The 23,219-nt window shown below is 60.7% G+C and carries 26 protein-coding genes and 1 pseudogene; 8 read left to right on the top strand and 19 right to left on the bottom strand.

The window, feature by feature from the left end; all coding sequences use genetic code 11:
* The first annotated feature begins 42 nt into the window (after positions 1 to 42).
* Both FHT92_RS03535 and FHT92_RS03540 read left to right on the top strand, forming a co-directional pair.
* Complete coding sequence (locus FHT92_RS03535; protein WP_183745362.1) at positions 43 to 561, top strand: DUF5330 domain-containing protein; 519 nt, start codon at positions 43 to 45, stop codon at positions 559 to 561.
* A gap of 210 nt (positions 562 to 771) precedes the next feature.
* Positions 772 to 1,194 carry a SufE family protein gene (locus tag FHT92_RS03540; RefSeq protein ID WP_183822552.1) on the top strand — a complete coding sequence of 141 codons (423 nt, stop codon included), beginning with the start codon at positions 772 to 774 and terminating at the stop codon, positions 1,192 to 1,194.
* Positions 1,195 to 1,285: 91 nt separating this feature from the next.
* Here the strand turns inward: FHT92_RS03540 and FHT92_RS03545 are convergent, their stop codons facing one another.
* The 10 genes from FHT92_RS03545 to FHT92_RS03590 form a co-directional block, all read right to left on the bottom strand.
* Positions 1,286 to 1,711: a YciI family protein gene (locus tag FHT92_RS03545; RefSeq protein ID WP_183744747.1), complete on the bottom strand. Its 426-nt coding sequence runs from the start codon at positions 1,709 to 1,711 to the stop codon at positions 1,286 to 1,288.
* A gap of 304 nt (positions 1,712 to 2,015) precedes the next feature.
* On the bottom strand, positions 2,016 to 2,447 hold the full coding sequence (locus tag FHT92_RS03550) for a MucR family transcriptional regulator (protein ID WP_007821525.1): 432 nt from the start codon (positions 2,445 to 2,447) through the stop codon (positions 2,016 to 2,018).
* Positions 2,448 to 2,886: 439 nt separating this feature from the next.
* Positions 2,887 to 3,219 carry a monovalent cation/H(+) antiporter subunit G gene (mnhG, locus tag FHT92_RS03555; RefSeq protein WP_183745365.1) on the bottom strand — a complete coding sequence of 111 codons (333 nt, stop codon included), beginning with the start codon at positions 3,217 to 3,219 and terminating at the stop codon, positions 2,887 to 2,889.
* A complete protein-coding gene (locus FHT92_RS03560; RefSeq protein WP_183744750.1) occupies positions 3,219 to 3,539 on the bottom strand; it encodes a cation:proton antiporter in 321 nt (106 codons plus the stop codon). Before FHT92_RS03560 ends, mnhG begins: the two co-directional genes overlap by 1 nt.
* Positions 3,536 to 4,015 (bottom strand): Na+/H+ antiporter subunit E, encoded by a 480-nt coding sequence (locus FHT92_RS03565; protein WP_183822554.1) that lies wholly within the window; start codon positions 4,013 to 4,015, stop codon positions 3,536 to 3,538. Before FHT92_RS03565 ends, FHT92_RS03560 begins: the two co-directional genes overlap by 4 nt.
* Positions 4,012 to 5,559, bottom strand: coding sequence for a Na+/H+ antiporter subunit D (locus FHT92_RS03570; RefSeq protein ID WP_183822557.1), 1,548 nt, complete (start codon positions 5,557 to 5,559; stop codon positions 4,012 to 4,014). The genes FHT92_RS03565 and FHT92_RS03570 overlap by 4 nt, the downstream gene beginning before the upstream one ends.
* 59 nt (positions 5,560 to 5,618) lie before the next feature.
* Complete coding sequence (locus FHT92_RS03575) at positions 5,619 to 5,996, bottom strand: Na+/H+ antiporter subunit C (protein WP_183822559.1); 378 nt, start codon at positions 5,994 to 5,996, stop codon at positions 5,619 to 5,621.
* The gene (locus tag FHT92_RS03580) at positions 5,996 to 6,415 is read right to left on the bottom strand and encodes a Na(+)/H(+) antiporter subunit B (RefSeq protein WP_183822561.1); all 420 of its coding nucleotides are present in this window, start codon (positions 6,413 to 6,415) and stop codon (positions 5,996 to 5,998) included. The genes FHT92_RS03575 and FHT92_RS03580 overlap by 1 nt, the downstream gene beginning before the upstream one ends.
* A gap of 283 nt (positions 6,416 to 6,698) precedes the next feature.
* On the bottom strand, positions 6,699 to 9,056 hold the full coding sequence (locus tag FHT92_RS03585) for a putative monovalent cation/H+ antiporter subunit A (protein ID WP_183822563.1): 2,358 nt from the start codon (positions 9,054 to 9,056) through the stop codon (positions 6,699 to 6,701).
* Positions 9,057 to 9,188: 132 nt separating this feature from the next.
* Complete coding sequence (locus FHT92_RS03590; RefSeq protein ID WP_183744768.1) at positions 9,189 to 9,392, bottom strand: hypothetical protein; 204 nt, start codon at positions 9,390 to 9,392, stop codon at positions 9,189 to 9,191.
* Between the two features lie 215 nt (positions 9,393 to 9,607).
* Between FHT92_RS03590 and msrB the strand changes: the two genes are divergently transcribed.
* A complete protein-coding gene (msrB, locus tag FHT92_RS03595; protein ID WP_183822565.1) occupies positions 9,608 to 10,021 on the top strand; it encodes a peptide-methionine (R)-S-oxide reductase MsrB in 414 nt (137 codons plus the stop codon).
* Positions 10,022 to 10,067: 46 nt separating this feature from the next.
* On the opposite strand, the gene FHT92_RS03600 is transcribed toward msrB, so the two are convergent.
* On the bottom strand, positions 10,068 to 11,135 hold the full coding sequence (locus FHT92_RS03600) for an NAD(P)/FAD-dependent oxidoreductase (protein ID WP_183822567.1): 1,068 nt from the start codon (positions 11,133 to 11,135) through the stop codon (positions 10,068 to 10,070).
* 73 nt (positions 11,136 to 11,208) lie between these two features.
* Here FHT92_RS03600 and FHT92_RS03605 point away from each other — a divergent pair.
* Positions 11,209 to 11,746, top strand: a pseudogene (locus tag FHT92_RS03605) (GNAT family N-acetyltransferase).
* A gap of 150 nt (positions 11,747 to 11,896) precedes the next feature.
* Here FHT92_RS03605 and FHT92_RS03610 read toward each other — a convergent pair.
* From FHT92_RS03610 to FHT92_RS03630, 5 genes are all read right to left on the bottom strand, one after another.
* The gene (locus FHT92_RS03610; RefSeq protein WP_183744779.1) at positions 11,897 to 12,595 is read right to left on the bottom strand and encodes a pentapeptide repeat-containing protein; all 699 of its coding nucleotides are present in this window, start codon (positions 12,593 to 12,595) and stop codon (positions 11,897 to 11,899) included.
* Positions 12,596 to 12,699: 104 nt separating this feature from the next.
* On the bottom strand, positions 12,700 to 13,209 hold the full coding sequence (locus FHT92_RS03615; RefSeq protein ID WP_183822569.1) for a GNAT family N-acetyltransferase: 510 nt from the start codon (positions 13,207 to 13,209) through the stop codon (positions 12,700 to 12,702).
* 88 nt (positions 13,210 to 13,297) lie between these two features.
* A complete protein-coding gene (gene trhA, locus FHT92_RS03620; protein ID WP_183822571.1) occupies positions 13,298 to 13,966 on the bottom strand; it encodes a PAQR family membrane homeostasis protein TrhA in 669 nt (222 codons plus the stop codon).
* Between the two features lie 120 nt (positions 13,967 to 14,086).
* Positions 14,087 to 14,407: a TraR/DksA family transcriptional regulator gene (locus FHT92_RS03625; RefSeq protein WP_183822573.1), complete on the bottom strand. Its 321-nt coding sequence runs from the start codon at positions 14,405 to 14,407 to the stop codon at positions 14,087 to 14,089.
* 11 nt (positions 14,408 to 14,418) lie between these two features.
* Positions 14,419 to 14,829, bottom strand: a complete 411-nt coding sequence (locus FHT92_RS03630) for a universal stress protein (RefSeq protein ID WP_183744789.1) — start codon at positions 14,827 to 14,829, stop codon at positions 14,419 to 14,421.
* 198 nt (positions 14,830 to 15,027) lie between these two features.
* On the opposite strand from FHT92_RS03630, the gene FHT92_RS03635 reads away from it, so the two are divergent.
* The gene (locus FHT92_RS03635) at positions 15,028 to 15,984 is read left to right on the top strand and encodes a VOC family protein (RefSeq protein ID WP_183822575.1); all 957 of its coding nucleotides are present in this window, start codon (positions 15,028 to 15,030) and stop codon (positions 15,982 to 15,984) included.
* Between the two features lie 117 nt (positions 15,985 to 16,101).
* On the opposite strand, the gene FHT92_RS03640 is transcribed toward FHT92_RS03635, so the two are convergent.
* On the bottom strand, positions 16,102 to 17,187 hold the full coding sequence (locus tag FHT92_RS03640) for an aldo/keto reductase (protein WP_183822577.1): 1,086 nt from the start codon (positions 17,185 to 17,187) through the stop codon (positions 16,102 to 16,104).
* A gap of 98 nt (positions 17,188 to 17,285) precedes the next feature.
* Here FHT92_RS03640 and FHT92_RS03645 point away from each other — a divergent pair, with 98 nt between their 5' ends.
* Together FHT92_RS03645 and FHT92_RS03650 are read left to right on the top strand one after the other, a co-directional pair.
* Positions 17,286 to 18,185, top strand: coding sequence for a LysR family transcriptional regulator (locus tag FHT92_RS03645; protein ID WP_183744798.1), 900 nt, complete (start codon positions 17,286 to 17,288; stop codon positions 18,183 to 18,185).
* A gap of 82 nt (positions 18,186 to 18,267) precedes the next feature.
* The gene (locus FHT92_RS03650) at positions 18,268 to 19,434 is read left to right on the top strand and encodes an AI-2E family transporter (protein WP_183744801.1); all 1,167 of its coding nucleotides are present in this window, start codon (positions 18,268 to 18,270) and stop codon (positions 19,432 to 19,434) included.
* A gap of 102 nt (positions 19,435 to 19,536) precedes the next feature.
* On the opposite strand, the gene FHT92_RS03655 is transcribed toward FHT92_RS03650, so the two are convergent.
* Both FHT92_RS03655 and FHT92_RS03660 read right to left on the bottom strand, forming a co-directional pair.
* Positions 19,537 to 20,319, bottom strand: a complete 783-nt coding sequence (locus tag FHT92_RS03655) for a polysaccharide deacetylase family protein (RefSeq protein ID WP_183822579.1) — start codon at positions 20,317 to 20,319, stop codon at positions 19,537 to 19,539.
* Positions 20,320 to 20,480: 161 nt separating this feature from the next.
* Positions 20,481 to 20,873, bottom strand: a complete 393-nt coding sequence (locus tag FHT92_RS03660) for a DUF930 domain-containing protein (protein WP_183822581.1) — start codon at positions 20,871 to 20,873, stop codon at positions 20,481 to 20,483.
* Between the two features lie 230 nt (positions 20,874 to 21,103).
* On the opposite strand from FHT92_RS03660, the gene FHT92_RS03665 reads away from it, so the two are divergent.
* A complete protein-coding gene (locus FHT92_RS03665; protein ID WP_183822583.1) occupies positions 21,104 to 23,212 on the top strand; it encodes a S9 family peptidase in 2,109 nt (702 codons plus the stop codon).
* Positions 23,213 to 23,219: the final 7 nt, after the last annotated feature.

Genomic DNA, 23,219 nt, shown 5'->3' on the forward strand with positions numbered 1-23,219 from the left:
TTCGGCGACAAGACCGGACGGGAAAACAGGATGGGCAAGACAATGTGGTTTCTGATCAAAGGATCATTCTGGTTTGGCCTCGTGCTCGTCGCTCTCTCCGTTTTCAGCTCGGAGAGTTCCGACAATGGCGGCCACCCGCAATTGCAGCTTTCAGACGCCTTTACGGCGGCAAGCGGCGCCTATGACTATATGACCGGCATGTGCTCCGAAAAGCCCGAGGTCTGCACCAAAGGCGGGGAGACGCTGACGGCTCTCGGCTATCGGGCTCGCGAAGGCGCCCGTGTCGCCTATGAACTGCTCGACAGCCAGTTCAGGGATGACAGCACCAAAGTGGCTTCCGCAAAGACGGCGGTGCAGCCTGTGGGGCTCGCCGCGCCTTCCCTGCCGGAAGCGGTCACCAATACGATGCGCGAGGCAGAGACTGCACTGAACCAGCCGATGCCGCACCTGCCGCAGCCCTACCGCGCGCCTGTCGATGACGACGCCTCGGCCGAACAGGTCGTAACTGGTACCATTCCGGCCGGGTCGATCCCGCTGCCGACGCCGAAACCGGCAATCTGACGAATTTCGCGGGCACCTTGCCCGTGCCCAAGCTTGCATCGGCGGTCCGCATGACGCGGAAATGCCCCATGCCTGACGTGCCTGCCCTGTTTATTTCAGCACTTTGCTGCGCCGTGAGGATGCCCATCCCTCACGGCGTTTCTTTTTGACGGGTTCAAATCTGCGGTCATTTCACCTATATCATCCGGTAACAGTGAAAGGCCTGACAGCATGGCGACCCTCGACCAGATCATCGACGACTTCTCCTTCCTGGACGATTGGGAAGACCGCTACCGATACGTCATCGAACTCGGCAAGGCGCTGCCTGATTTGGCAGACGAGAAGAAGACTTCCCAGAACAAGGTGATGGGCTGCGCCAGCCAGGTGTGGCTGGTAACGCATACGTCAGGCGATCCTGACGATCCGGTCATGACATTCGAAGGCGATTCCGATGCGCATATCGTGCGTGGCCTGGTCGCCATCGTGCTTGCCACCTATTCCGGCAAGACGGCGTTGGAAATCGCTTCGCTGGATGCCTTGGAGATCTTTTCCAGGATCGGGCTCACCGAAAACCTCTCCTCGCAGCGCTCCAACGGGCTGCGTTCGATGGTGAACCGCATCCGCGAGGAAGCACGTGTCCACGCTGCAGCCTGAAAGGCGTGAGCGGCATATTCCAGAGCTGCAATGACATTCGGCCGAGCGCCCGGAGGACATCCGCCGGGCGCCGAAGGATGATATTCCTGAATTATTTGCCGTCGGCCATCTTTTCGCGCAGGCGTTCTTCCTGTTCGGCAAGCTCCGGCGTGAAAGCCTCACCGAAATCGGCAGCTTCGAAGACCTGGCGGATCTCGATCTCGCTTGGGCCAGGCATCGGATTGGGGCAGCGCCTGACCCATTCCAGCGCCTCATCCATATCCTTGACCTGCCACAGCCAGTAGCCGGCGATGAGTTCCTTGGTTTCGGCGAAGGGGCCGTCGATGACGAGCCGCCTAGGGCCATCAAAGGCGACGCGCTTTCCCTTGGAAGACGGATGCAGGCCCTCGCCCGCCAGCATGATGCCGGCATTGACGAGATCCTCGTTATACTTGCCCATGGCCTCCAGAAGCTCGGTCGAGGGCATGACGCCCGCTTCACTGTCTGCAGTCGCCTTGACGATAACCATTACACGCATGTCTCTTCTCCTCTTATCAGCGGCGGCATGAGCGCCTGCCTGTCTTGAGATCTTCGTTTTATTCGAACACGAAGATGCTCGATCTTTTTGCTTTCACGCAATTCCGGACGCAAACTGCTACGCACTTTTGCTGGAATTGCTTTAGAGACGGATGAGCAATCGCCGGGCCGACATTTTTTGCCGCGCTTTTTGAACATAGCTGACAGAGGTTGGAAGTCATTCGAAGAGGCAACGCCACTTTGAGGACGAATAAAAAAAGCCGGGTCCCAGGCCCGGCTTTTTGTTATCCAGCGGCGCTTGAAGCTCAGCCGCGACCGCGCTTGCGACGCTGCCCCAGGCCCATTTCCTTTGCGAGGCGCGATCGCGCTTCGGCGTAGGCCGGGGCCACCATCGGGTAGTCGGCAGGCAGGTCCCACTTCTCGCGATATTCTTCCGGCGCGAGATTGTGATGCGTCATCAGGTGGCGCTTCAAGGACTTGAAGTTACCGCCGCATTCCAGGCACGTAATCTGCTCGTCCTGTACGGACTTGCGGACAGAGACTGCGGGCTTCTGCTTTTCGACGACCGCTGCCACCGGCTGCGGTACGGATGTGTTGCTCAATGCCGAGTGTACGTCGGAAATCAGATTGGCCAGATCACTGACCGGGACAACGTGGTTGCTGACATAGGCCGCGACGATATCGGCCGTCAGTTCCACAAGCAGCTCCGGCGCATTGCCGGTCGCCATATCCGTCATATTCTTTCTCCTGTTAGCATGCTCAAACGGTCCTTCTCTCAAGAGACAAAGAACCCTCGTCGTAGAGCAAAACAGCAAAAGAGCAGGTGGCAGCCTTTTGTTTCGAAAAACCGGAAATCCACCCCTAGATTCCGAAGACCGTATTCTGCACCAATACTGCCTGAAGGTGGGTTACTACGTATTCTTCCAGGCCGTTACCCAGTTAGACATTGGCAATCAAGGCAAAGGGACTTAGAAGCAGTACGATTCTAATTCACAATCAGAACTCTACTTGATTTTTCAAATAGCATCGTTTTCGCAAAAGGCCAATTATTAATTGTGATTTTCCTAGAAAAAAAAATCCCTCACAAAGAATTGGTCAGCAGTTCAGCAAGCTTTACTCGTGCTTCCGGTGCATAAGTTTGGGTAAAATTGCTTAAAATTCTGAGTAGCCCCGTCCTCAGCGCATTCGCATATCGTCACGTACTGAGATATCGGCCGGAAAGTGCCCGGTTTTATGCGCAGCTTTCGCAAGAAGGTGTGCAGAAACAGGTGCCGTCAGGATGAAAAAGAGGAAACCCGCCAGCGCTCTTGCAAGCACGGCAAGTTCGCCCGAGTAAAGCCCGGCGGCAAGCAGCAACAAGCCGGAACCGACCGTGCCGGCCTTGGAAGCGGCGTGCATGCGCGTGTAGAGATCCGGCAAGCGCAGGATACCGATCGCTGCCACCAGCGCGAAGAAGGCGCCTGCCAACAGCAGCACGGCGGTGACTATGGCGAGTGCATAGTCCATCATCATTCGCTCCTCCTTTGCGCCCCAGGCCCGGTATCTCCCACCTGTCCGCGCGAGAGCACGAAGCGAGCGAAGGCGACGGTTGCCAGGAAGCCGACGAGACCGAGCGCAATGGCAATATCGATGTAAAGCGAGAAGCCGGTACGCACCGCGACGACAGCGATGAAGCCGATGGCGATACCCGTCAGCATGTCGAGCGCCAGGATGCGATCCGGCAGGCTGGGGCCGGCAATGACCCGCCAGACCGTTATCAAGAGCGCTACGCAGAGGATGCCAAGCGCTGCGATTGCGGCAGTGGAAACGATTGCGGCGGGCGTTATCATCCGAAGGCCTCCATGATACGGCGCTCGAATCCGTCAGCAATATCGCGTCTGATAGCCAGCGGATTGGCACAGTGCAGCGCGTGCACATAGAGCGTGCGCCGATCTGCGGAAACATCGACCGAGAGTGTGCCGGGCGTGAGCGTGATGAGGTTGGCAAGCAGAGTGATCTGGAAATCATCCCTCATCGTCAACGGGAATGCGAGAATGCCGGGAGTAAGCTGCATACGCGGCGAAAGCACCGTCAGCGCCACCCGCCAGGCCGAAAGCGCCAGCTCCTTCAGGAAAAGGCCGGCAAGGAGGAGGATATGCAGCGGGCGGATACGGCGCGGCGGGGAACGGTGGGCAAAAGCCTCGCGCACGACGGCGAGCGACAGCAGCGACAGGGCCAGGCCGAAAACGAAATTATGCGGCGAGGCGCTGCCGGTCACGGCGACCCAGGCAATGGCGAGCGGCAGACTGAGGAACAGGACGCTCATCGTATAGTCCCTTCCGGAAAGACGGAGAAGATATAGGCGGAGGGATCGGCAAGCCCATCGGCGGCGGAGCGCGCGAGTTGCAGCAATTGCTCCGGCAGGACGCCGAAGCCGACGACCAGGATCGTCAATGCAGCAAGCGGCAGACCGGCCGTCCAGCCGGTCCGCACCTCCGGGAGCGCGATGAGCGCGGGACGCCAGTATGCAAGCAGGAAGACGCGGCCACAGGCGATCGTCAGCAGGAAGCCGCCAAGCAGGATCGCGCCTGCCAGCCACCAGGCGCCGACATCGAGTGAGGCCTTGACCAGCAGCACCTTCGGCCAAAAGCCGGAAAAGGGCGGCAGGCCGCAGGCGGCCAGAAGCAGCATCAGCGAAATCGCCGCGAACCAGCCGTTCTGGCGATAGAGGCCGGCGAGCGCAGCAATCGAGAAGGAGCCGCCCCGCCTGCCCGCTTCGCCGGCCAGAAGATAGAGCGCCGTCATCAGCACCACCGAATGCAGTGCATAGAAGACAGCACCGGAGAGACCGTCGGCGGTGCCGAGTGCCGCACCGACCATCATGTTGCCGATGCCCGAGATCACCACGTAGCCGAGCAGACGGCGCAGGTCGGTTTCTGCAAGCGCGCCCAATGCGCCGACGATAACGGTCAGGACCCCGACGATCGCGATCAGCAGGCTGAGTTCATCGCGCTCGGCCGGTAGCAGCATGACAAGAACACGCAGCAGCGCATAGATGCCGACCTTGGTCAGCAGGCCGGCAAAGAGCGCGGAAACAGCGATGCGCGGCGTGTGATAGGAGGCCGGCAGCCAGAAATTCACCGGAAAGGCCGCGGCCTTCATGGCGAAAGCAAGCAGGAAGAGACAGGCGAGCGTCATCAGCGGCGCCGTGCCGCTCAAACCTGCTGCCCGCTCGGCGATATCGGCCATGTTGAGCGTGCCGAAGCTCGCATAGAGGATGCCGATCGATATCAGGAACAACGTCGTGGCGATGAGGTTCAGCACTGCATATTTCAATGCGCCATCGATCTGCGCCCGCTCGGAGCCGAGGATCAGCAGGCCGAACGAGGAGATGAGCAGCACCTCGAACCAGACATAGAGGTTGAAGATATCGCCAGTCAGGAATGCGCCGGTGACGCCTGCTATCAACAGCATCAACATCGGAAAGAAACCGTAACGCCGGCCGCTTTCAGTGGTATCAGAGAGCGCATAGATGCCGGCCGAGAGGGCAGCGACCGCTGCGGCGAGCGCCATCAGCGCGCTGAAGACATCGACCGTGAAAGCAATGCCGAAGGGCGGCAGCCAGCGGCCCATGACCATGGTGAGCGGGCCGTGTTCGACGACCTGCCGCAGGAGCGCGGCGTCGAGAAACAGCAGGACGGCAAGGCCGGCGATGGCGATCCATGCCTGCAGGCGGGGAAGGCTGCGCAGCATCAGGAGCAGCGCGCCGAGGCTGATGCAAAGCGCGACCGGCAGGATCGCCAGCCAGTGGGCCGGCGGGATCGGGGTGGTGACCATAGCGGTGGCAAGATTGGAGACGGGCGCGGCCATTTAGTGGGTGCCTCCCGTGAAGGTCAGTGGATGGGTGAGCATACGCATCTTACTCACCATCAATATCCCAACGGCGGCAGCGGCCGGTCGTCGGGTTCGGCATCGTGCATGCGGGTCGTATCGTCGGTGCCGAGCTCCTGATAGGCGCGATAGGTCAGCACCAGCAGGAAGGCAAGGAAAGAAAATGAGATGACGATCGCCGTCAGGATCAGCGCCTGCGGCAACGGATTGGCGGCACCTGATGGCAGCATGTCGGCCCTGGTGGCTATGATCGGCGGCACTTCCCGCGTCACCCGTCCTGCCGTGAAAATCAACAGGTTCACGGCGTTACCGAGAATGGCGATGCCGAGCATGATGCGGATCGAGAAGCGCGACAGGATCAGATAGACGGCCGCCGAAAAGAACAGGCCGACGAGAATGGCAAAGAGCGCTTCCATCAATCCATCTCTCTTTCTTCCAGCGCCAGCGCAATCGAGGCGACGGCGCCGAGCACGACGAAATAGACGCCGAGATCAAAGAGCATGACGCTGGATAGCGGCACCTCCACGCCAAAGACGACAGGATAGATCCAGAGGCCGGTCATGAAGGGCACGGCAAAGAGGATCGAGGCCAAGCCGGCAATGCAGGAAAGCAGCAGACCGAAACCGGCAATGGTCAGGGGGTGGAAGCGGATTGCCCGGCGCACCGCTCCCACGCCAAAGGCAATGCCGTAGATCGCCAAAGCCGAAGCGGCGATCAAGCCGCCGATGAAGCCGCCACCCGGCTCGTTGTGGCCGCGCAGCAGGATGAAGACGGAAAAGAGCAGCATCAGTGCGGTGATAAAGGGCGTGACCGTGCGGAAGATGACTGTGTTCATGGGGCGCCCCTGCTTATCGGTGTGGCCGGGCGGGCAGACACAGGAAGGCGGACGCTGGTCGATCTGACTTGCCGAAACCTATTCCCTCTCATCAAGTCAACAAATGAGGAAAGCGGTGCTCGTGGCCCCCTCACCCTAACCCTCTCCCCGGTGGGTAGAGGGGACGTGCCCCACGATGCCCTTGAGAGTGCGCCGACGGTGCGGAAACTCCCCTTCTCCCCGCGGGGAGAAGGTGCCGGCAGGCGGATGAGGGGGCGGAACCGCGGTACGTCAACTACTGTGCTCATGCCTCCTCCGCATCCGGATCGTTCGTTGCCAGCCGGCGCTCCGTATTGCCGCGGATGCGGATAAGCGCGAGGATGGCGAGGCCTGTTACCGCGACGACGGCGATTTCGCCGAGCGTGTCCGTGCCGCGGAAATCGACGATGATGACGTTGACGACATTGGCGCCGTGGGCGATCAGCTTCGAATGAGCGTTGAAGAAATCGGTGAGCGCCGTGTTGAACGGTGCGTCGGTGGCGCGCATCAAAAGCAGCGCAAAGCCGAGGCCGCAGGCCAGCGAAAGGGCGATGTCGAAAAGGCGGCGGGCGCCATGGCGCGGATCGGTCGGCGACAGGCGCAGACGGGTCATGACGAGAGCGAGGATAACGACTGCGAGCGTTTCGACCATGAACTGGGTGAAGGCCAGGTCCGGGGCGCCGAAGAGCAGAAAGATCAGCGCGACAGCAAAACCCTGAATCCCGAGCGAGACGATCGCGGTGAGCCGGTCGCGGGCGATCAGCACGGCGGCAAGGCCGAACATGGCGATCAGCATGATCCCCGCTTCGTGCAGGCGCAGATCTGCAGGCCAGACAAAGCCCAGCGGCAGTTCGTCATGGCCGATCAGCGGGACGAACAGGATCGCGGCGACACAGAGGAAGGTGCAGGCGACGTAGACATCCAGCCGTTTTGGCTGGACGATTCCGATGACGTGGTACGCGAAACGGACAACCCCGGCGATGACATGATCGAAACCACGATCCGGGCCACGAACGGAGTGCAGCAAGTACGCGACAAGAGTGCGGGCACGGTCGAGCTGCCAGTAGACAGCGATGCCGAGCAGTATCGTCAGCAGCGACAAGGCAAGCGGCACGCCGATATGCGGGACAAGCGAAATGGAGACAGCCTTGCGAGTGCCGGCAACGGCGGAGGCCATGGGCGAGGAAATAGCGCCATGAATGACCCCGGAAAAGACGGCGGCAAGCAGGCCTGCCAGAGCAAGAACGGCAGGTCCGAGCCAGAGCAGGACCGGCGCTTCGTGCGGAGGTTTCGGCGTTTCCACCGGCCGGCCGAGAAACGGCCTCAACGCCACGCCAAAGGCGATCGCGAACATCAAGGCATTGCCGAAAACGGCGATGGTCGTGGCGAGGATGGAATAGAGATCGCCGCCGACGAGAGCCGTGTAGATTTCCTCTTTGGCGAGGAAACCGAAGAAGGACGGCAGGCCGGCCATGGAAAAGGCGGCAGCCATGGCGATCGCAAAGGTTAGCGGCATGGCTTTTCGCAAGCCCCGTAGCCGCGTGATATTGCGCGTGCCGGTCTCATGGTCGATGATTCCGGCGACCATGAAAAGCGCACCCTTGAAGAGCGAATGCGCCACCAGATAGAGCACCGCCGCTTCGATGGCATAATCCGAACCGAAGCCGGTCAGCAGCACCAGCAGGCCGAGAGAAGAGACGGTCGTATAGGCAAGCTTCAGCTTCAGATCCGTCTGGCGGATCGCAAGCACCGAACCGGTAACGAGCGTCAGGCCCCCGAAAATGGGCAGCAGGACCTCCCATGCGGGCGTCGCGCCCATGACCGGGTTCAGCCGCATCAGCAGATAGACGCCGGCCTTTACCATGGTGGCGGAATGCAGATAGGCCGAAACGGGTGTGGGCGCCTCCATCGCGTTCGGCAGCCAGAAGTGGAATGGAAACTGAGCCGATTTGGTGAAGGCGCCGCCGAGCACCAGCAACAGGGTGGCGAAATAGAGCGGGCTGCCCCTGATAACATCGCCGAATTGCAGCAGCTCGGATAGCTGCGCAACGCCTGTCTGCCCCCAAAGCAGGAGCAAGCCGGCAAGCAGCAGCAGCCCTCCTCCGCCTGTGACGACGAGGGCCTGCAAAGCGGCGCGACGCGCCGCCTCGCGTTCATGGTCGAAGCCGATCAGCAGGAAGGAGGTGATCGATGTGAGCTCCCAGAAGATGAAGAGCATCAGAAAGCTGTCCGACACCACGACGCCGAGCATCGCACCCATGAAGAGAAAGATGAAGGAGAAGAACCGGCCCTGATCCGCATGGCCTTTCAGATATCCGCCGGCATAGAGCACGATCAGCGTGCCGATGCCGGTAATGAGCAGGGCGAAGGTGAGCGACAGCCCGTCGAGGAACCAGGAAAAACGCAGGCCCAGGCCCGCCACCCAGTCATAACCGCCGGTTATGATTTCGCCATGAGCGATCTGCGGCAGGAGACGCAGGAAATGCAGGAAGGCGAGCAAAGGGACGACGGCGAGCAGCCAGGCGCCGCCTGCACCGAAGGCGCGAATGACGAGGGGAGCCGCAAGAGCGCCGATCAACGGCAGGCACAAGGCCAGAAATGTCAGAGCCGTGACATCGGCCATGTCTCCTCCCCGTGAGCACGGATGAAAGCCGGCAATCAGCCTTTTCCAAGGCTTAGGTGAATCGGCTGTAAGCCTCAAGCAATTTCGGCAACCCGCAATGGATGCAGGCGGCGGTTTTCACAGGCTTGACGTTCAGGAAAGGCGTGTGGCGAGACGGGAAATGGAACCGTGCAGGATGAAGAAAGCAAGCGGCAAAGGCCAGAGAATGCAGGCGATCAGCCCGCCAACGCGATGCACCGTCCAGCGGTCATGGTTGACCCAGCCTTCCAGCAGGGTGATGCCCAGGGCAATCGCGGCTACTGCGCCGTACAGAACAATCATCAGAGTATGAAACACCGTTTGTCCCCGAAACACGCAGCATTAAGCTTAATGGCACACTAAAGATAAAGCACGGGTGATTCGCCGTCTTCCCCCGAATTGGGTAGATGGCAATTGGGGCGTTGAAGCGGCGGGTTTGATCGTGAAGCCCGATCACAGACTTGATCAATCGTGCTCAACGCACCACATTTGCGCACGAAAAGAGATTGCCCCATCGGCGAAAGGAGCACTCCATGGCCGAAACGACCGCTACCCCGAAAGTTCACAAAACCGATGCCGAATGGAAGGAACTGCTGACTCCCGAGCAGTATCGCATCACGCGCCAGCACGGCACCGAACGCGCTTTTACCGGTCCCTACTGGGATTCCTTCGAGACCGGTCTTTACCGCTGCGTCGGCTGCAACGCGCCGCTCTTCCGCTCCGACACGAAGTTCGATGCCGGATGTGGCTGGCCGAGCTATTTCGAGGCGGTTTCTCCCGATGCGGTGACCGAACACCGCGACACGACCTACGGCATGGTGCGCACAGAGATCCGCTGCGGTACCTGCGAGGCCCATCTCGGTCACGTCTTCCCCGACGGACCGCCGCCGACCGGCCTGCGCTACTGCATCAACGGGCACGCAATGGTTTTCGAGCCCGGCAAGTAAAGGCTTGTAAGTAAAAGGAAAGCGGATCCCAGCCGATCCGCTTTTTTCATATCAGGCCAGCCGATGGGATGAGTGGCGAGCGCCGGTCTTCCAGTATGTGCTCGGCGGCGAGCCGTCCAAGCAGCGGTGCGAGAATGACGCCGGGATGACCGACGGCGACATAGGCGCCCTCGATGCCGGGCAGGAAACCGAGCCGAGGCATTTCATCGGGGAAGAATGGCCGGTAACCGGCAGCAGCCTCGACCAATGAGACGCCTTCGGGCAGGCGCAGGCGCTCATGCATGATCTTCAAGATCCGCTCACCAACTCTTTCCGGTGCGTTCTCCTCGCGATCGTCGATATAGCCCTTGGCGACGTGCAACATGTTGTCCGCCGACTGGCGAATTTCCAGGCCAGGGCCGCGGAGGATGCGGTTCGCGACAGGCTCTGCGCACCTATAGCGCAGGATGATCGCGGGCGAGGCTTCGACGCCGGTTCGGAAGCCCAGGCTTTCCGTCAGACGGTCGACTGCTGTTCCGCCGGCGAGGATCACGAGATCGGCATCGATCGTGTCGTCGGCCAAGCGCACGCCACGCACCCGGTCACGCGAAAGGATGAGGCTTTCGACCGTCCGGCCGAAGGTGACAGTTACGCCGGCGGCATCGATCAGGTCCCGCGCCAGCCTCGCAGGATCGAGCGCGAGATCGCGTGGCGAGACGATCGCGCAGGCAGGGGGCTCAAGCAGATTGGGCTCCCATCTCGCGATCCTTACGGCATCGACCAGCTCGACATCCGTCCCTTCGGCGCGATGGGCTGCCGCGAAGGCTTCGGTTTCCGCAATACTCTTGAGCCAGAACAGGGAGCCCGGACGCGCGGAGAGAAATGCATCCTGCAGATCGGCCTGCAGGCGGGTATAGTCGGCGAGCGCCTGCTGCACGAGACCGTAATTTGCGGCTCCCGGTATGACGTTGATGATGTTCACCCAGCCGAAGGCACGCGCCGTCACGCCGCTGCCGGCTTGCACATTTTCATCCACCACATGGACAGTGACTCCACGCCGGGCGAAATGGAAAGCCAGCGAAGCGCCGACAATGCCGGCACCAACGATGATGACGCCTATCTTTGCAGATGCCATGGCGAGAACCCTCGTATAAAGGGAGAAAGAGTGGACGCGGCTTAGGCCCGCTCCATGACAGAGGGATGAAACAATGTCCATCGTCCGGGAGATCCTGCGCAGCGACCGGCTGGTGTTGCGCGAAATCACCGTCGCGGACATGCCGACGCTCGAGCGCATCTTCGGAGATCCGCTGTGCATGCGGTATTACCCTTCCGTGAAGGATGCCGCAGCAACGCGCGATTTCTTCAACAGGCTCGCCTTCGGAAGCTATGAGAAAAATGGCTTCGGCCTCTGGGCCGTGATCGATCGCGAGAGCGGCGGTCTGCTCGGCGACTGCGGGATCACGCTGCAGGATACATCGCGTGGAATGGAGCCGGAGCTCGGCTACCATCTCTGGCCGGATTACTGGGGCAAGGGCTACGCCACCGAGGCCGCTTGCCTGCCGCGACCATGCCTTCTCAGTCATGGGACTGTCGCGCCTCGTCAGTATCGTCAGCCTGGAAAATCTTCCCTCGCAGAAGGTCGCCGGGCGGGTGCATCAGCGACGGGAGGTCTTCAGCAAGAAGAATGCGGCCGGCGAGACGGTGGAACGCTATCTCTACATCAGCGAGAAGAATTCAGGCGCATGAGCACGATCAGCCACCCCGAAGGATCGGGCATCTTTCCGGCAGGATCGAACGCGATCGGCTCGGACGTAGCGAGGGGTACTCTTCTGCGTCAGCCTTTGCCCTGGCAAAAGCCTGCTCCAGCAGAATGCTGCAATCTAACCAGGAAAGGCTCTAATCCTGCTCCTGCGGGCAAGGCCAGTTCGAAGGGACAGAAAGCCCCGAAGGCAGCTTAGTGGAGGAATCGCCGCAGGCAAGGTCGATCTGCGCCTGCTGCAAGCCGGTGGTGGCGGACAGATCCAGCCCCTCGATGCGGGTCAGAAACATGAAGGCTCGGTCGAAGCTGATCGGACCTTCAAAACTTGCGCCCGTCAGATCGGCGCGGGAGAGATTGGCGAGCGCGAAGCTGACGCCTGTCAGCACCGCCTTGTCGAAATTGGCCCGGCCCAGTTCGGCCTTCTCGAAATTGGCCCTGGTCAGCTGCGCGCCGGTAAAATCAGCCCGCTGCAACTCTGCACCGACAAAACTTGCGCCGTCAGCGATGGCGCCCGCAAAGGTGGAGCGGTAGGCTTCGATCTTGCCGAAGTTGGCGCCCTGAACGCTTGCCCCGGCCAGCGAGGCGCGTACGAGGGTTGCCTTTTCGGCATTGGCGGATTTGAGGTTGGCGCCCCCGAGGTCGGTCAGCGAGAAATCGGTGCCGGCCAGATTGGCGCCCTGGAGGTCGCTGCCCTGAAGCATCAGGTTCTTCTTGTTGCACTCCTGCCAGTCGAGCTCCGGCGAAGCCGTGCTGCCGCAACTGGCCGCCATCACCGGCAGCGAATAGGCTGCCATGGCCAGGAAAGCCGAAAGACCGAGCACTGAGCGTCCAAACATCAACCTCTCCTCTGCGAGTCGCGCCACCAGAGATTTCTAGAAGGCGCAGACTACGATAAAAATATGGTTAGTCCCGGCCGGCAATCAATCTGGAGATGGCCCCGTCAGGCTTTTGGTACGCGCAATTCCATGCAGGTGAGATCCAGCCAGCGGCCGAATTTGATACCGACTTCGGAAAATGTGCCGGCGATGCGGAAACCGAGTTTCTCGTGCAGTCTGATGGAAGCGGTATTTTCGGCCTCGATGCCGGCGATCATGACGTGAACATTGCCGGCGCTCGCACGCTCGATCAATGTGCGCATCAGCTTTTCGCCGATGCCGGCGCCGCGGCAATCCTTGTCCACATAGACGGAATGCTCGACCGTGTGGCGGTAGCCATCGAAGGCGCGCCAATCGCCATAGGAGGCGTAGCCGACGACCTTGCCATCCATTTCGGCGACAATGACCGGAAAGCCCCTGCCCCTGCGCGCCTTGAACCATTCCAGCCGGTTGTCGAGATCGACGAGCGTCTCGTTCCAGATCGCCGTCGTATGCTCGACCGCGTGATTGTAGATATCCCTGATGGCTGGAATGTCGGCTTCGGCAGCGTTCCGGATGAGAACGGTATCGGTCATGTGGCAGGCCCGGTTCGGAATGGTCTTGTTCGAATTAAGCTTGTTGGCGGGGCATACGCCGGGTGCGGGCCGATGTAAACGCCAGAAATCAGAAGCTGGGAACCGACAGGCTGAAGCAGGTCAGCACGGCTGAATAATGCACGGCGGCGGCGGCGACCACGAAGCCGTGCCAGATGGCGTTCTGGAAGCGCAGCCTCTCCCAGACATGGAAGATGACGCCCAACGAATAGATGATGCCGCCGATGACGATCAGCAGCATGGAAGCATAGGGAATGCGCGAGGCGACGGGCTCGGCCACCAATACGCCGCTCCAGCCCATCGCGAGATAAAGCAGGATCGCCAGCCGGTCATATTTGCCCGGGAAAACACATTTGACGAAGATGCCGAAGGCGGCAATCAGCCAGATGACGATCAACATGCCAGACAGCAGCGGATCGTCGGCGCCGCGCTCCAGGAAGGGGGTGTAGGTGGCGGCGATGAGGATGAAGATCGCCGAGTGATCGAGCCGGCGCAGATACCATTTGGTGCGCGAAACCGGCCAGATATTGTAGGAAAAGGAAATGCCCAGTGTGAGCACCAGTCCGACACCGTAAACCCAGGCGGCAATCAGCGCGCCGGCGGGGCTCCAGAGGGTAGCGTAGAAGATCAGCACGGTCACGCCGATCAGGGCAAAGAACATCCCGACGCCATGGACGATGCCGTCGGCGATCAGTTCATATCTGTCGTAAGCCCAGCGAATGCCATTGATTTCGCCCATGCGCTCACCCTTACTCAGAGTGAGAGGATCGTCGCATTGATTTGGCCAAGGCGCAACCGAACGCCCGGTGGCGTCAGGTTAAATCTTTGTGACGAGCCATGCTCGTTTTTGATGAAGCACCTACTTGCCCGCCGCGCAATCCTCGCAGAGCGGCGTCTGCGGCAGCACCGCGAGGCGAGCTTCCGATATCTTGGCGCCGCAGCGTGCGCAGGTGCCGTAAGTGCCCTTGGCGATGCGTTCGAGGGCGGCGTCGATGGCGCGCAACTCATCCTCGCCAGCCTGGCCGAGACCTTCCAGCACTTCGTCATTCTCGTTCTCGATGGCGCGGTCGTCGTCATCGGCAGTCTTGGTGCGGCTAAGGTCCGTGTCGATCTTTCGCAGGCGCGCTGTCAGTTCGTGCCAGCGATCGCGCAGAATCTTTTCCTGAAGTTTCGTGTCCATGGCTTCACACCCTACCGATCCACCAGCACCGAGCACTTGGCGTGGCGCACCACGCGATCGGCGGTCGCACCGATGAAATAATTATAGATATCGGGAATGTGCGAGGCGATGATGATGAGGTCGGCGCGACGCTCTTCGGCCGCAGCGATGATTGCCGTAGCAGGCGAACCGTTGCGGACTTCGACGGCGGCCGGAATGCCGGTCTTGGCAACGAGGCCGCCCAGCCGCTCGCGGCTTTCCTTCATGGCATCCTCGACGATGTTTCCCGGCAATTCGATGGCGACATAGGTCGGAATATCCTCGACGACATTGAGGAGGATGATCTCGCCGCCGTTGTCGAGCAACTCTGCCGCCTTGCGGAAAATCTTCTCGCCTTTTTCGATGCTGCCGATTTCAATCGGAACGATGATTTTCTTGTACATGCGATCCTCCTTGAGGTGTTGCCCTTCGCGGTCAACTTCCTCCTCGGATAGATAAAGCGCATTGACTGATATCAAGTGGGGCACGAGCCATCGTCAATGTTTACAGAACGCTTCATCGTCAAAAACTAGCCTTCTGTGAACAATGCGAATGGGCCATATAGGGATCAAGTACAGCAGCCGAGGGGAGCTTACAGGCGAATGGACCGGCGAAAATTCCTCGCGCTCGCTACGGGCGGCACATTTGCCGCCACCGCCGGTACGCCTTTCGATTCAAGGGCAGGAGAACATTTCATGACGTCATCTGAAACATCCTATGCGCTGACGCGCCCTGCCTATATCGACCAGTCGCATCTCGTCGTGAAGGACCTGTCAGCTGTTTCCGGTTTCTATCAGAAGATGCTCGGCCTTTCGGTGCTCGAAGAGAACGCAAGCGGCGAAGTTCTTGGGGTCGCCGGCCTGCCGCTGCTGACGCTGACGACCGACCGCACCGCGCGCGAGGCGCCCCGCAACGCCGCCGGCCTGTTCCACACCGCCTTCCTCATGCCCAACCGCACCGAGCTTGCACGCTGGCTGCGCCATGCCGCGCACAATAATGTCACCCTCGAAGGGGCGTCCGACCATCTGGTCAGCGAGGCGATCTATCTTTCCGATCCTGAGGGCAACGGCATTGAAGTCTATGCAGACCGGCCGCATGAAAGCTGGAAATTCCATCCGGACGGCATGGTGGAAATGGCGACGCAGCGGCTCGACCTGCAGGCGCTCTACAACAGCGCGCCAGAGGATGCATGGACCGGCATGGCTGACGGTACCGCGATCGGCCACATCCATCTGCAGGTCGGAGACATTCCGCAGGCAGATGCCTTCTATCGTGACGTGCTTGGCCTGAAGGTGATGGCACGTTATCCGAGCGCGAGCTTCTTTGCGAGCGGCGGCTATCATCACCATCTCGCCGCCAATATCTGGAACAGCCGCGGCGCCGGCCTGCGCGCCGACCACATGACCGGCCTTTCCGACTATAAGATCCGTTTTAACGACAAAGAAACGCTCGACAAGGCCGTTGCCAAGCTCGATGAACTGGAGATCAAGAGCGAAAAGCGCGACGGCGGCGTCTTCCTGAGAGATCCCTGGGGTATCGGGCTCACGCTTTCGGCCTGAAGGAATATTCCGAGACATCGAAAAGGGCCGTTTGGTTTCACCGAAACGGTCCTTTTTTACGCATCCAGACGACAATGGCGCCGTTTCCGCCGCCATTTGCATTTGCAGACTCATTATTTAACGACGGGGCTCGATGGTCACTTCGCCGAACATGACACCGCGCGTCAGCGGCTTGGCGAGGAAGTCATGCGGGAAGCCGAGAGCGACGGCGCTTGCCTCGGCCAGCCGGGCACGATGCTCGTCCGACAGCACAACGTCGAGCGCACCGAGATTGTCTTCGAGCTGGGCCATCGTCTTCACACCCATGATCGGCGACGTGATGGCCGGATTGGTCAGTGTCCAGGCAATCGCCACCTGTGCCGGCGTCTTGCCGATTTCGGCAGCGATCTCTTTCACGACATCGGCAATGCCGAGATTGCGTTCGGTCAGCGAACCGTTGCCGGCAGCGACATTCTTGCGAGTACCGACCGCGCTTGCGTTGCCGGCACCGATATCGAGATCGGAGCGGCTGTATTTGCCGGTCAAGACGCCCATGCCAAGCGGCGACCAGGGAATGACGCCGAGGCCGAGTTCAGCGGCCATCGGGATCAGTTCGCGCTCAACCGTGCGCTCGATCAGGCTGTATTCGATCTGCAGCGCCACAAGCGGCGCCCAGCCGCGCAGGTCGGCCAGCGTCTGCATGCGCGCCACCTGCCAAGCCGGCGTATCGGAAATGCCGGCATAGACGATCTTGCCAGCGCGCACGAGGTCGTCCATGCCGCGCATCACCTCCTCGACCGAGGTCGTGAAGTCCCAGGCGTGCAGGTAGAAGAGGTCGATGTAATCGGTGTTCAGCCGCTTCAGACTATCTTCCAACGAACGGACCATGCTGCGGCGGTGATTGCCGCCGGAGTTCGGATCCTTCGGGCGCGAGGTGATGGTATATTTGGTGGCGATGACAAGTTCGTCGCGGCGGCCTTCGGCAAAGCGGCCGACGAGTCTTTCCGAAGTGCCGCCGGTATATTGATTGGCAGTATCGATAAAATTGCCGCCGCGATCGACATAGGCGTCGAACATGCGGCGTGCCTCCTGCTCATCGGCGCCCCAGCCCCACTCGGTTCCGAAAGTCATGGCGCCGAGCGCAAGCGGCGAGACGCGCAGGCCTGAACGGCCGAGGAGACGGTAGCGGTCAAGGGACAGTGCGTTGGCTGTTTTAACTGTCATGAGGGTAAATCTCCTGTGTTGCAGACAGAAGATGCGCCTTGCCGATACTGACAACAATGCTACATTATCAGCATGGCTTCTTTAGAAAATAGAACATAATGCGCGGCAGCGACTATGCAGAACTCAGGGCCTTTGCAGCAGTCGCCGAGCACGGCAATTTTGCCCGTGCGGCCGCCCGGCTCGGCATGTCGGCCTCCGCACTCAGCCAGACGATCCGCACACTCGAAGAACGGATGGGTATCCGGCTGCTCAACCGCACGACGCGCAGCGTAGCGCCGAGCGAGGCGGGCCAGCGGTTGCTCGCGCGGCTTCTGCCGGCACTTGCCGATCTCGACCGGGCGGTGGCCGATGTCGCCGCATTGCGCGATACGCCCGCCGGGCTGTTGCGCATCAACGCGCCGCGGGTCGCAATCGTCCACAGGCTGGCGCCGCTGATTGCGCCCTTTCATGCCGCCTATCCTGACATCGTCATGGATGTCGTGGTCGATGACAAACTGACCGATATCGTCGCCGGCCGTTTCGATGCCGGCATCCGGCTGGGTGAGATGGTGGAAAAGGACATGGTAAGCGTGAAGCTCGGCAGCGAGATGCGGCTCGTCGTCATTGCCTCGCCCGATTACATCGCGCGCCACGGCGTGCCGGAAACGCCGCGCGACCTGCGCGACCACTCTTGCGTCGTCTCCCGCTGGCCGACAGATGGCAGCCTCTATCACTGGGAATTCGAGCGTGGGGACGAAAAGCTCGAAGTGGCCGTCTCAGGACCGCTCAGCACCACCGACAACGACCTGATGCTGCGGGCCGTGCTCGATGGCGTGGGCATCGGCTATCTCTTCGATTATCACGTGGCGGACCATCTCGTCGCCGGCCGGCTGGTCAGCATGCTCGACGACTGGACACCCCCCTTTCCCGGCTTCCACCTCTATTATCCCAGCCGGCGCCAGATGCCGCCGCCGCTGCGTGCCTTCGTGGATTTCATAGGGCGGCAGCGAGCGGCCTAGATGCCTTTATCCTCCCGGGGAACCGGCGGCACCCCCTACGCGTTGATTGGCGAGGCAATGGGGCTTCGGGGACATATCGCACATGGGCATCGCCAACGGCATCCGAAAACAGGCAAACAATCTCCGCCTCGGCGAACGCCATACCAGCGCATGGGCACGAACGCTTCAGGAAGCTGCCGAAGAGCTTCCACAGGCACCGATGCGGCGTGTCGAGAAGGACGGGCTCGATGTCAGCATGGCATGGGCCATCATCGGCATTTTCGGTATACTTGGACTAGCGGCGGTCTATCTGATGTCGCTGATCCTGATCCCCATCACGCTCGCAGTGGTCGTGGGCATGATCCTCGGCATGGCGGCGGAAAAGCTCTCGAAGATGGGCGTCCCGCGGCTCGCGAATGCGGTGATCCTCTCTACCGGCGTCGCGCTCGTCATCGCCCTGCTGATCAATTCGCTTGCTGGACCGCTGGCGATGCTTGCCAATGAGGCGCCTGACTTCATCGGGCATACCACCCAGCGCATCATGCCGTATCTGGAGCGAATCGAATGGCTGCACATCACGCCCGCGACCTTTCAGAGCGGGCCGATGTCCATCGATGCACTACTGGAAAACACCGGCAACGTGCTGCATGTCGTGACGACGAACCTGACGCCGGCGCTGGTGCAGGGGCTGATCTTCTTTGCGGCGCTGCTGCTCTTTCTGGCAAGCCGCGTTAGCCTGCGCAAGACGATCATCATGACCTTTCGCACCCGTGCGCAGCGGCTTGCGGCCATCCGCGTCATCAACGCGGTGGAGCAGGCGCTCGGCTTCTATTTCGCCACGGCTTCGCTGATCTATGTGGCGCTCGGCTTCATGATGACCGTTATCGCCTATGCGGGCGGGCTATCCATGCCCATCCTTTGGGGTTTCTTCGCCTTTCTTTCGAGTTTCATTCCCTATCTCGGCATAACGATGATGACCCTTGCGGTAGCCATCGCCGGCGTTATTACCCATGATGCCATCATTATCGGCCTTATGCCGGCTGCAGCCTTCTTTACTGTCCACCTCGTGATGGAGAACCTGATCTTTCCCGCTGTCATGGGCAGGCGGCTGGAGATCAACCCATTCATCGTCTTCCTGGCGATCATCTTCTGGACATGGATGTGGGGGGCAGTCGGCGCGATGCTGGCACTACCGCTCTCGCTCATCGTCATGACCATCATCGAGGAGCTGGTAATCGAGGAAAGACCGCAGCCGCAACTGCCGAAGTAACGACAGCGACCGGGGACCGAAGACCAGTTGAGGTAACCCCGCCCCATTCTTGTTTCACGCGATTCCGATGTAAAGCCGCTGCACGCTGCTGCTGGAATTACCCTATTCGGTCGTCTTGTCGTCACCCGTATCGGCAACATCCTGCAGCCGGACGAATTCCGTACCCTTGGCCTTGAGATCGACAAGCGCCCTGGCAACGCCCGCACCGGCCGCGTGGGTCGGTTGGTTGATGTGGGAAATGACGACATCGCCGTCCTTGGCCGAGGAAATGCGCTTTTCGGTGATCGCAGCACCGAGCAGTGAACCGCCGTCGCCATTCACGGAATAGCCGGCGATACGATAACCCATGGCGCGGATCTGGCCGATGGCCGAGAGGTCATACTTGGCGGTCGAGCCACGGAACCAGTGAGGCGCCGGAATGCCCGACGCGACCATCGCGGCAGCACCGCCTTCCACTTCCTGCCTGACGGCATCGGGCGAGCCGGCAGCTGCGATGCCATAGACCAGCACCGGCGTGTCGACGGCCGGGATATGCTTCTCGCCGTGATTTTCCAGTTCGAAGAGATCGGGATTCTGCAGGAAGATGGCAACCGCCTTCGGATTGCGCTTCAGCCAGCGCGCCGTGACGAAAATGGTCGCGGGAATGCGCTCATTCACCAGCGTCGAGAGAATGCGCTCATCGGCCTCGCCCATGCAGGCATCGAAGGTGAGCGCAACGCGGGCATGGCCCGTGACGTTCGAGCGGGCGATATGCAGGTGCGGTTCCACGAGCTTCGGGCCGGCGGTCACGAGCGGAGGGGCGAGCACAGCAGGTGGAACTTCCGCGGCAAGCGCCGAAGAGGCAGCAGCAAGCAGCAGTGCAGATCCAAGGAGAAGTCGGTTCATGAAGAATCAGATTCAGTTGATCTTTTAGCTGATGTTAAAGCAAACCCATGAACCGATCCATGTGGCCTGATGCCGCCCGCCAAGGACGGCTCATGTCTCAATCTGCCCGCATTGCTTTGCCTGGCACAGGGAATGCGAAAGAGCGGGAAAAGAGCGAGGACTCAATCGTAGAGGAAATATTTGGTCCACTTATCCTTCGGCACCTTGTCGCCGATCTTGTACTTCAGGTCGCGTACATTGATGTGCTGCGGACCGGTGACGCAGGTATAGGACAGATGATACCAGTCGCCCTTGCTTCGGAAGACGGCGCCGGGCGCTTCGAGGCGATCGTCGCTCGGTATCGGATCCTTGAACGTATAGGCGATGACCTTGTCCGGCCGGAAGCCGGTGCCGTCCTGGTTGATGCGGCTCATGGCTTCGGTATCGCAGCTCTGCTCGAGGCGGGTGGCCGGGTCCAGTTTTTCGAGCTGCTTCTTGATCGTGGAATCGACCGCAAGGGCGGACGAGGCGGCAAGGCCTGCGAGCGACATAAACAGGACCAGACGTTTCGGCATGATGGAGAAACCTTTACTGTTATGTATTCGTCATACCGCCGCCGGCAGCTTGCCGGGGCCTGATGCGGATGCAATTTTCGTGCGGGGCTAGCGGACATTCTCAAACAATGTGGTGACATCAAGGCGACGCGCCGGCCATTTGTCCCACGAAGGTTCACCGACCGACGCTTGATCATGACCTGCAGCACCTCTATCTCTTGCCCACCGACACCGCCCTTACGGAGCCTTCCTTGACCCCTTTCAAGAACCTGCCTACCCCGCCCGCCGCCGAAAAAAGACCCGTCTCCGACACGCGCCACGGCATCACGCGGACTGACGACTACGCCTGGCTGCGGGCCGACAACTGGCAGGCGATGTTCAAGGATCCTTCTATCCTCGATCCTGACATCCGCGCCCACCTGGAAGCCGAAAACGGCTACATGAATGCGGCCATGGAAGACACCAAGCCGCTGCAGAAGACGTTGTTTGCGGAGATGCGCGGCCGCATCAAGGAAGACGACAGTTCCGTACCGGTTAAGGATGGTGCGTATGCCTACGGCACTTCCTTCGTCACTGGGGGCGAGCAGCCACGCTATTTCCGCATCCCCCGCGACGGCGGGGTGATGGACGAGAGGATCCGCACCATCCTGCTCGATGGCGACAAGGAGGCTGCCGGCAAGGCCTATTTCCGCCTCGCCGGGCTCGATCATTGCACCGACCACAGCCGCGGCATCTGGGGCTATGACGACAAGGGTTCCGAGTTCTTCACGCTGAGGGTTCGCGACCTCTCGACGGGTGCGGATCTGCCCGATCTCATCGAGAATACGGGCGGCGGCGGCGTCTGGGCGCCTGACGGCAAGAGCTTCTTCTATTCGGCGCTCGATGAGAACCACCGTCCGTCGAAAGTTTTCCACCATATTCTCGGCACGCCGCAGAGCGAGGACCGCCTTGTCTACGAGGAAGCGGATGCCGGCTTCTTCATGGGCGTCGGCGGTTCGCTGCTCGACGATTTCATTTACATCGACATCCACGACCACGAAACGAGCGAGTATCGCCTGCTCTCGACCAAAGACCTGACCGCCGAGCCGAAGCTGGTGGCTGCGCGCGAGGAAGGCATCGAATATTCGCTGACGGAGGGCGGCGATGTTTTCTATATCCTGACCAACGACAGCGGCGCCAAGGATTTCAAGATCATGGAAGCACCGGTTGACAAGCCGGGCAAGGAAAACTGGCGCGAGGTCGTGCCGCACAAGCCCGGCACGCTCATCATCAGCCATATGGCCTATGCCCGTCACCTGCTGTGGCTGGAGCGCAAGGACGGCCTGCCGCAGATCATGATCCGTGACCGCCGCAGCGGCGAAGAGTATGCGATCGCCTTCGACGAGGAAGCCTATTCGCTCGGCCTTTCGGGTGCCGCCGAATACGACACCGACGTCATCCGCTTCTCCTATTCGTCGATGACGACGCCCTCGCAGCTTTACGACTACAACATGGTCACCCGTGAGCGCACGCTCCTGAAGACGCAGGAAGTCCCATCGGGCCACAATCCCGACGATTACGTCACCCGCCGCGTCTTCGCGACGGCATGGGACGGCGAGAAAGTGCCGGTCACACTGCTCTACCGCAAGGACACGCCGCTTGACGGTTCCGCGCCCTGCCTGCTCTACGGCTACGGCGCCTATGGCATCACCATTCCGGCCGGCTTCAACACCAACTGCCTGTCGCTTGCCGATCGCGGCTTCGTCTATGCCATCGCTCATATCCGCGGCGGCAAGGACAAGGGCTTTGCCTGGTACGAAGACGGCAAGATGGACAAGAAGACCAATACCTTCAAGGACTTCATCGCTGCCGCTGACTATCTGAATCAGGAGAAGTTCACATCCTACGCGAACATCATTGCCGAGGGCGGATCGGCCGGCGGCATGCTGATGGGCGCAGTCGCCAATATGGCGCCGGAAAAATTCGCCGGCTTCATCGCTGCCGTCCCATTCGTCGACGTGCTCAATACCATGCTCGACGACACGCTGCCGCTCACCCCGCCGGAATGGCCGGAATGGGGCAACCCGATCGAGAGCAAGGAAGAATACGAGCAGATCGCCGCCTATTCGCCCTATGACAATGTCGGCGGCAAGCCCTATCCGCCGATCCTGGCGCTCGGTGGTCTGACCGACCCACGGGTCACCTACTGGGAGCCGGCGAAATGGGTCGCGAAGCTGCGCGACAAGACGACGGGTGCCGCGCCCATTCTGCTCAAAACCAACATGGATGCCGGCCACGGCGGCGCTTCCGGCCGCTTCCAGCGGCTCGAAGAGATCGCGTTCGAATATGCGTTTGCGGTCAAGGTGGCGGGCAAGATGTGAGATTGGA

It is taken from the genome of Rhizobium sp. BK377 (assembly GCF_014193935.1).
Classification (GTDB): domain Bacteria; phylum Pseudomonadota; class Alphaproteobacteria; order Rhizobiales; family Rhizobiaceae; genus Rhizobium.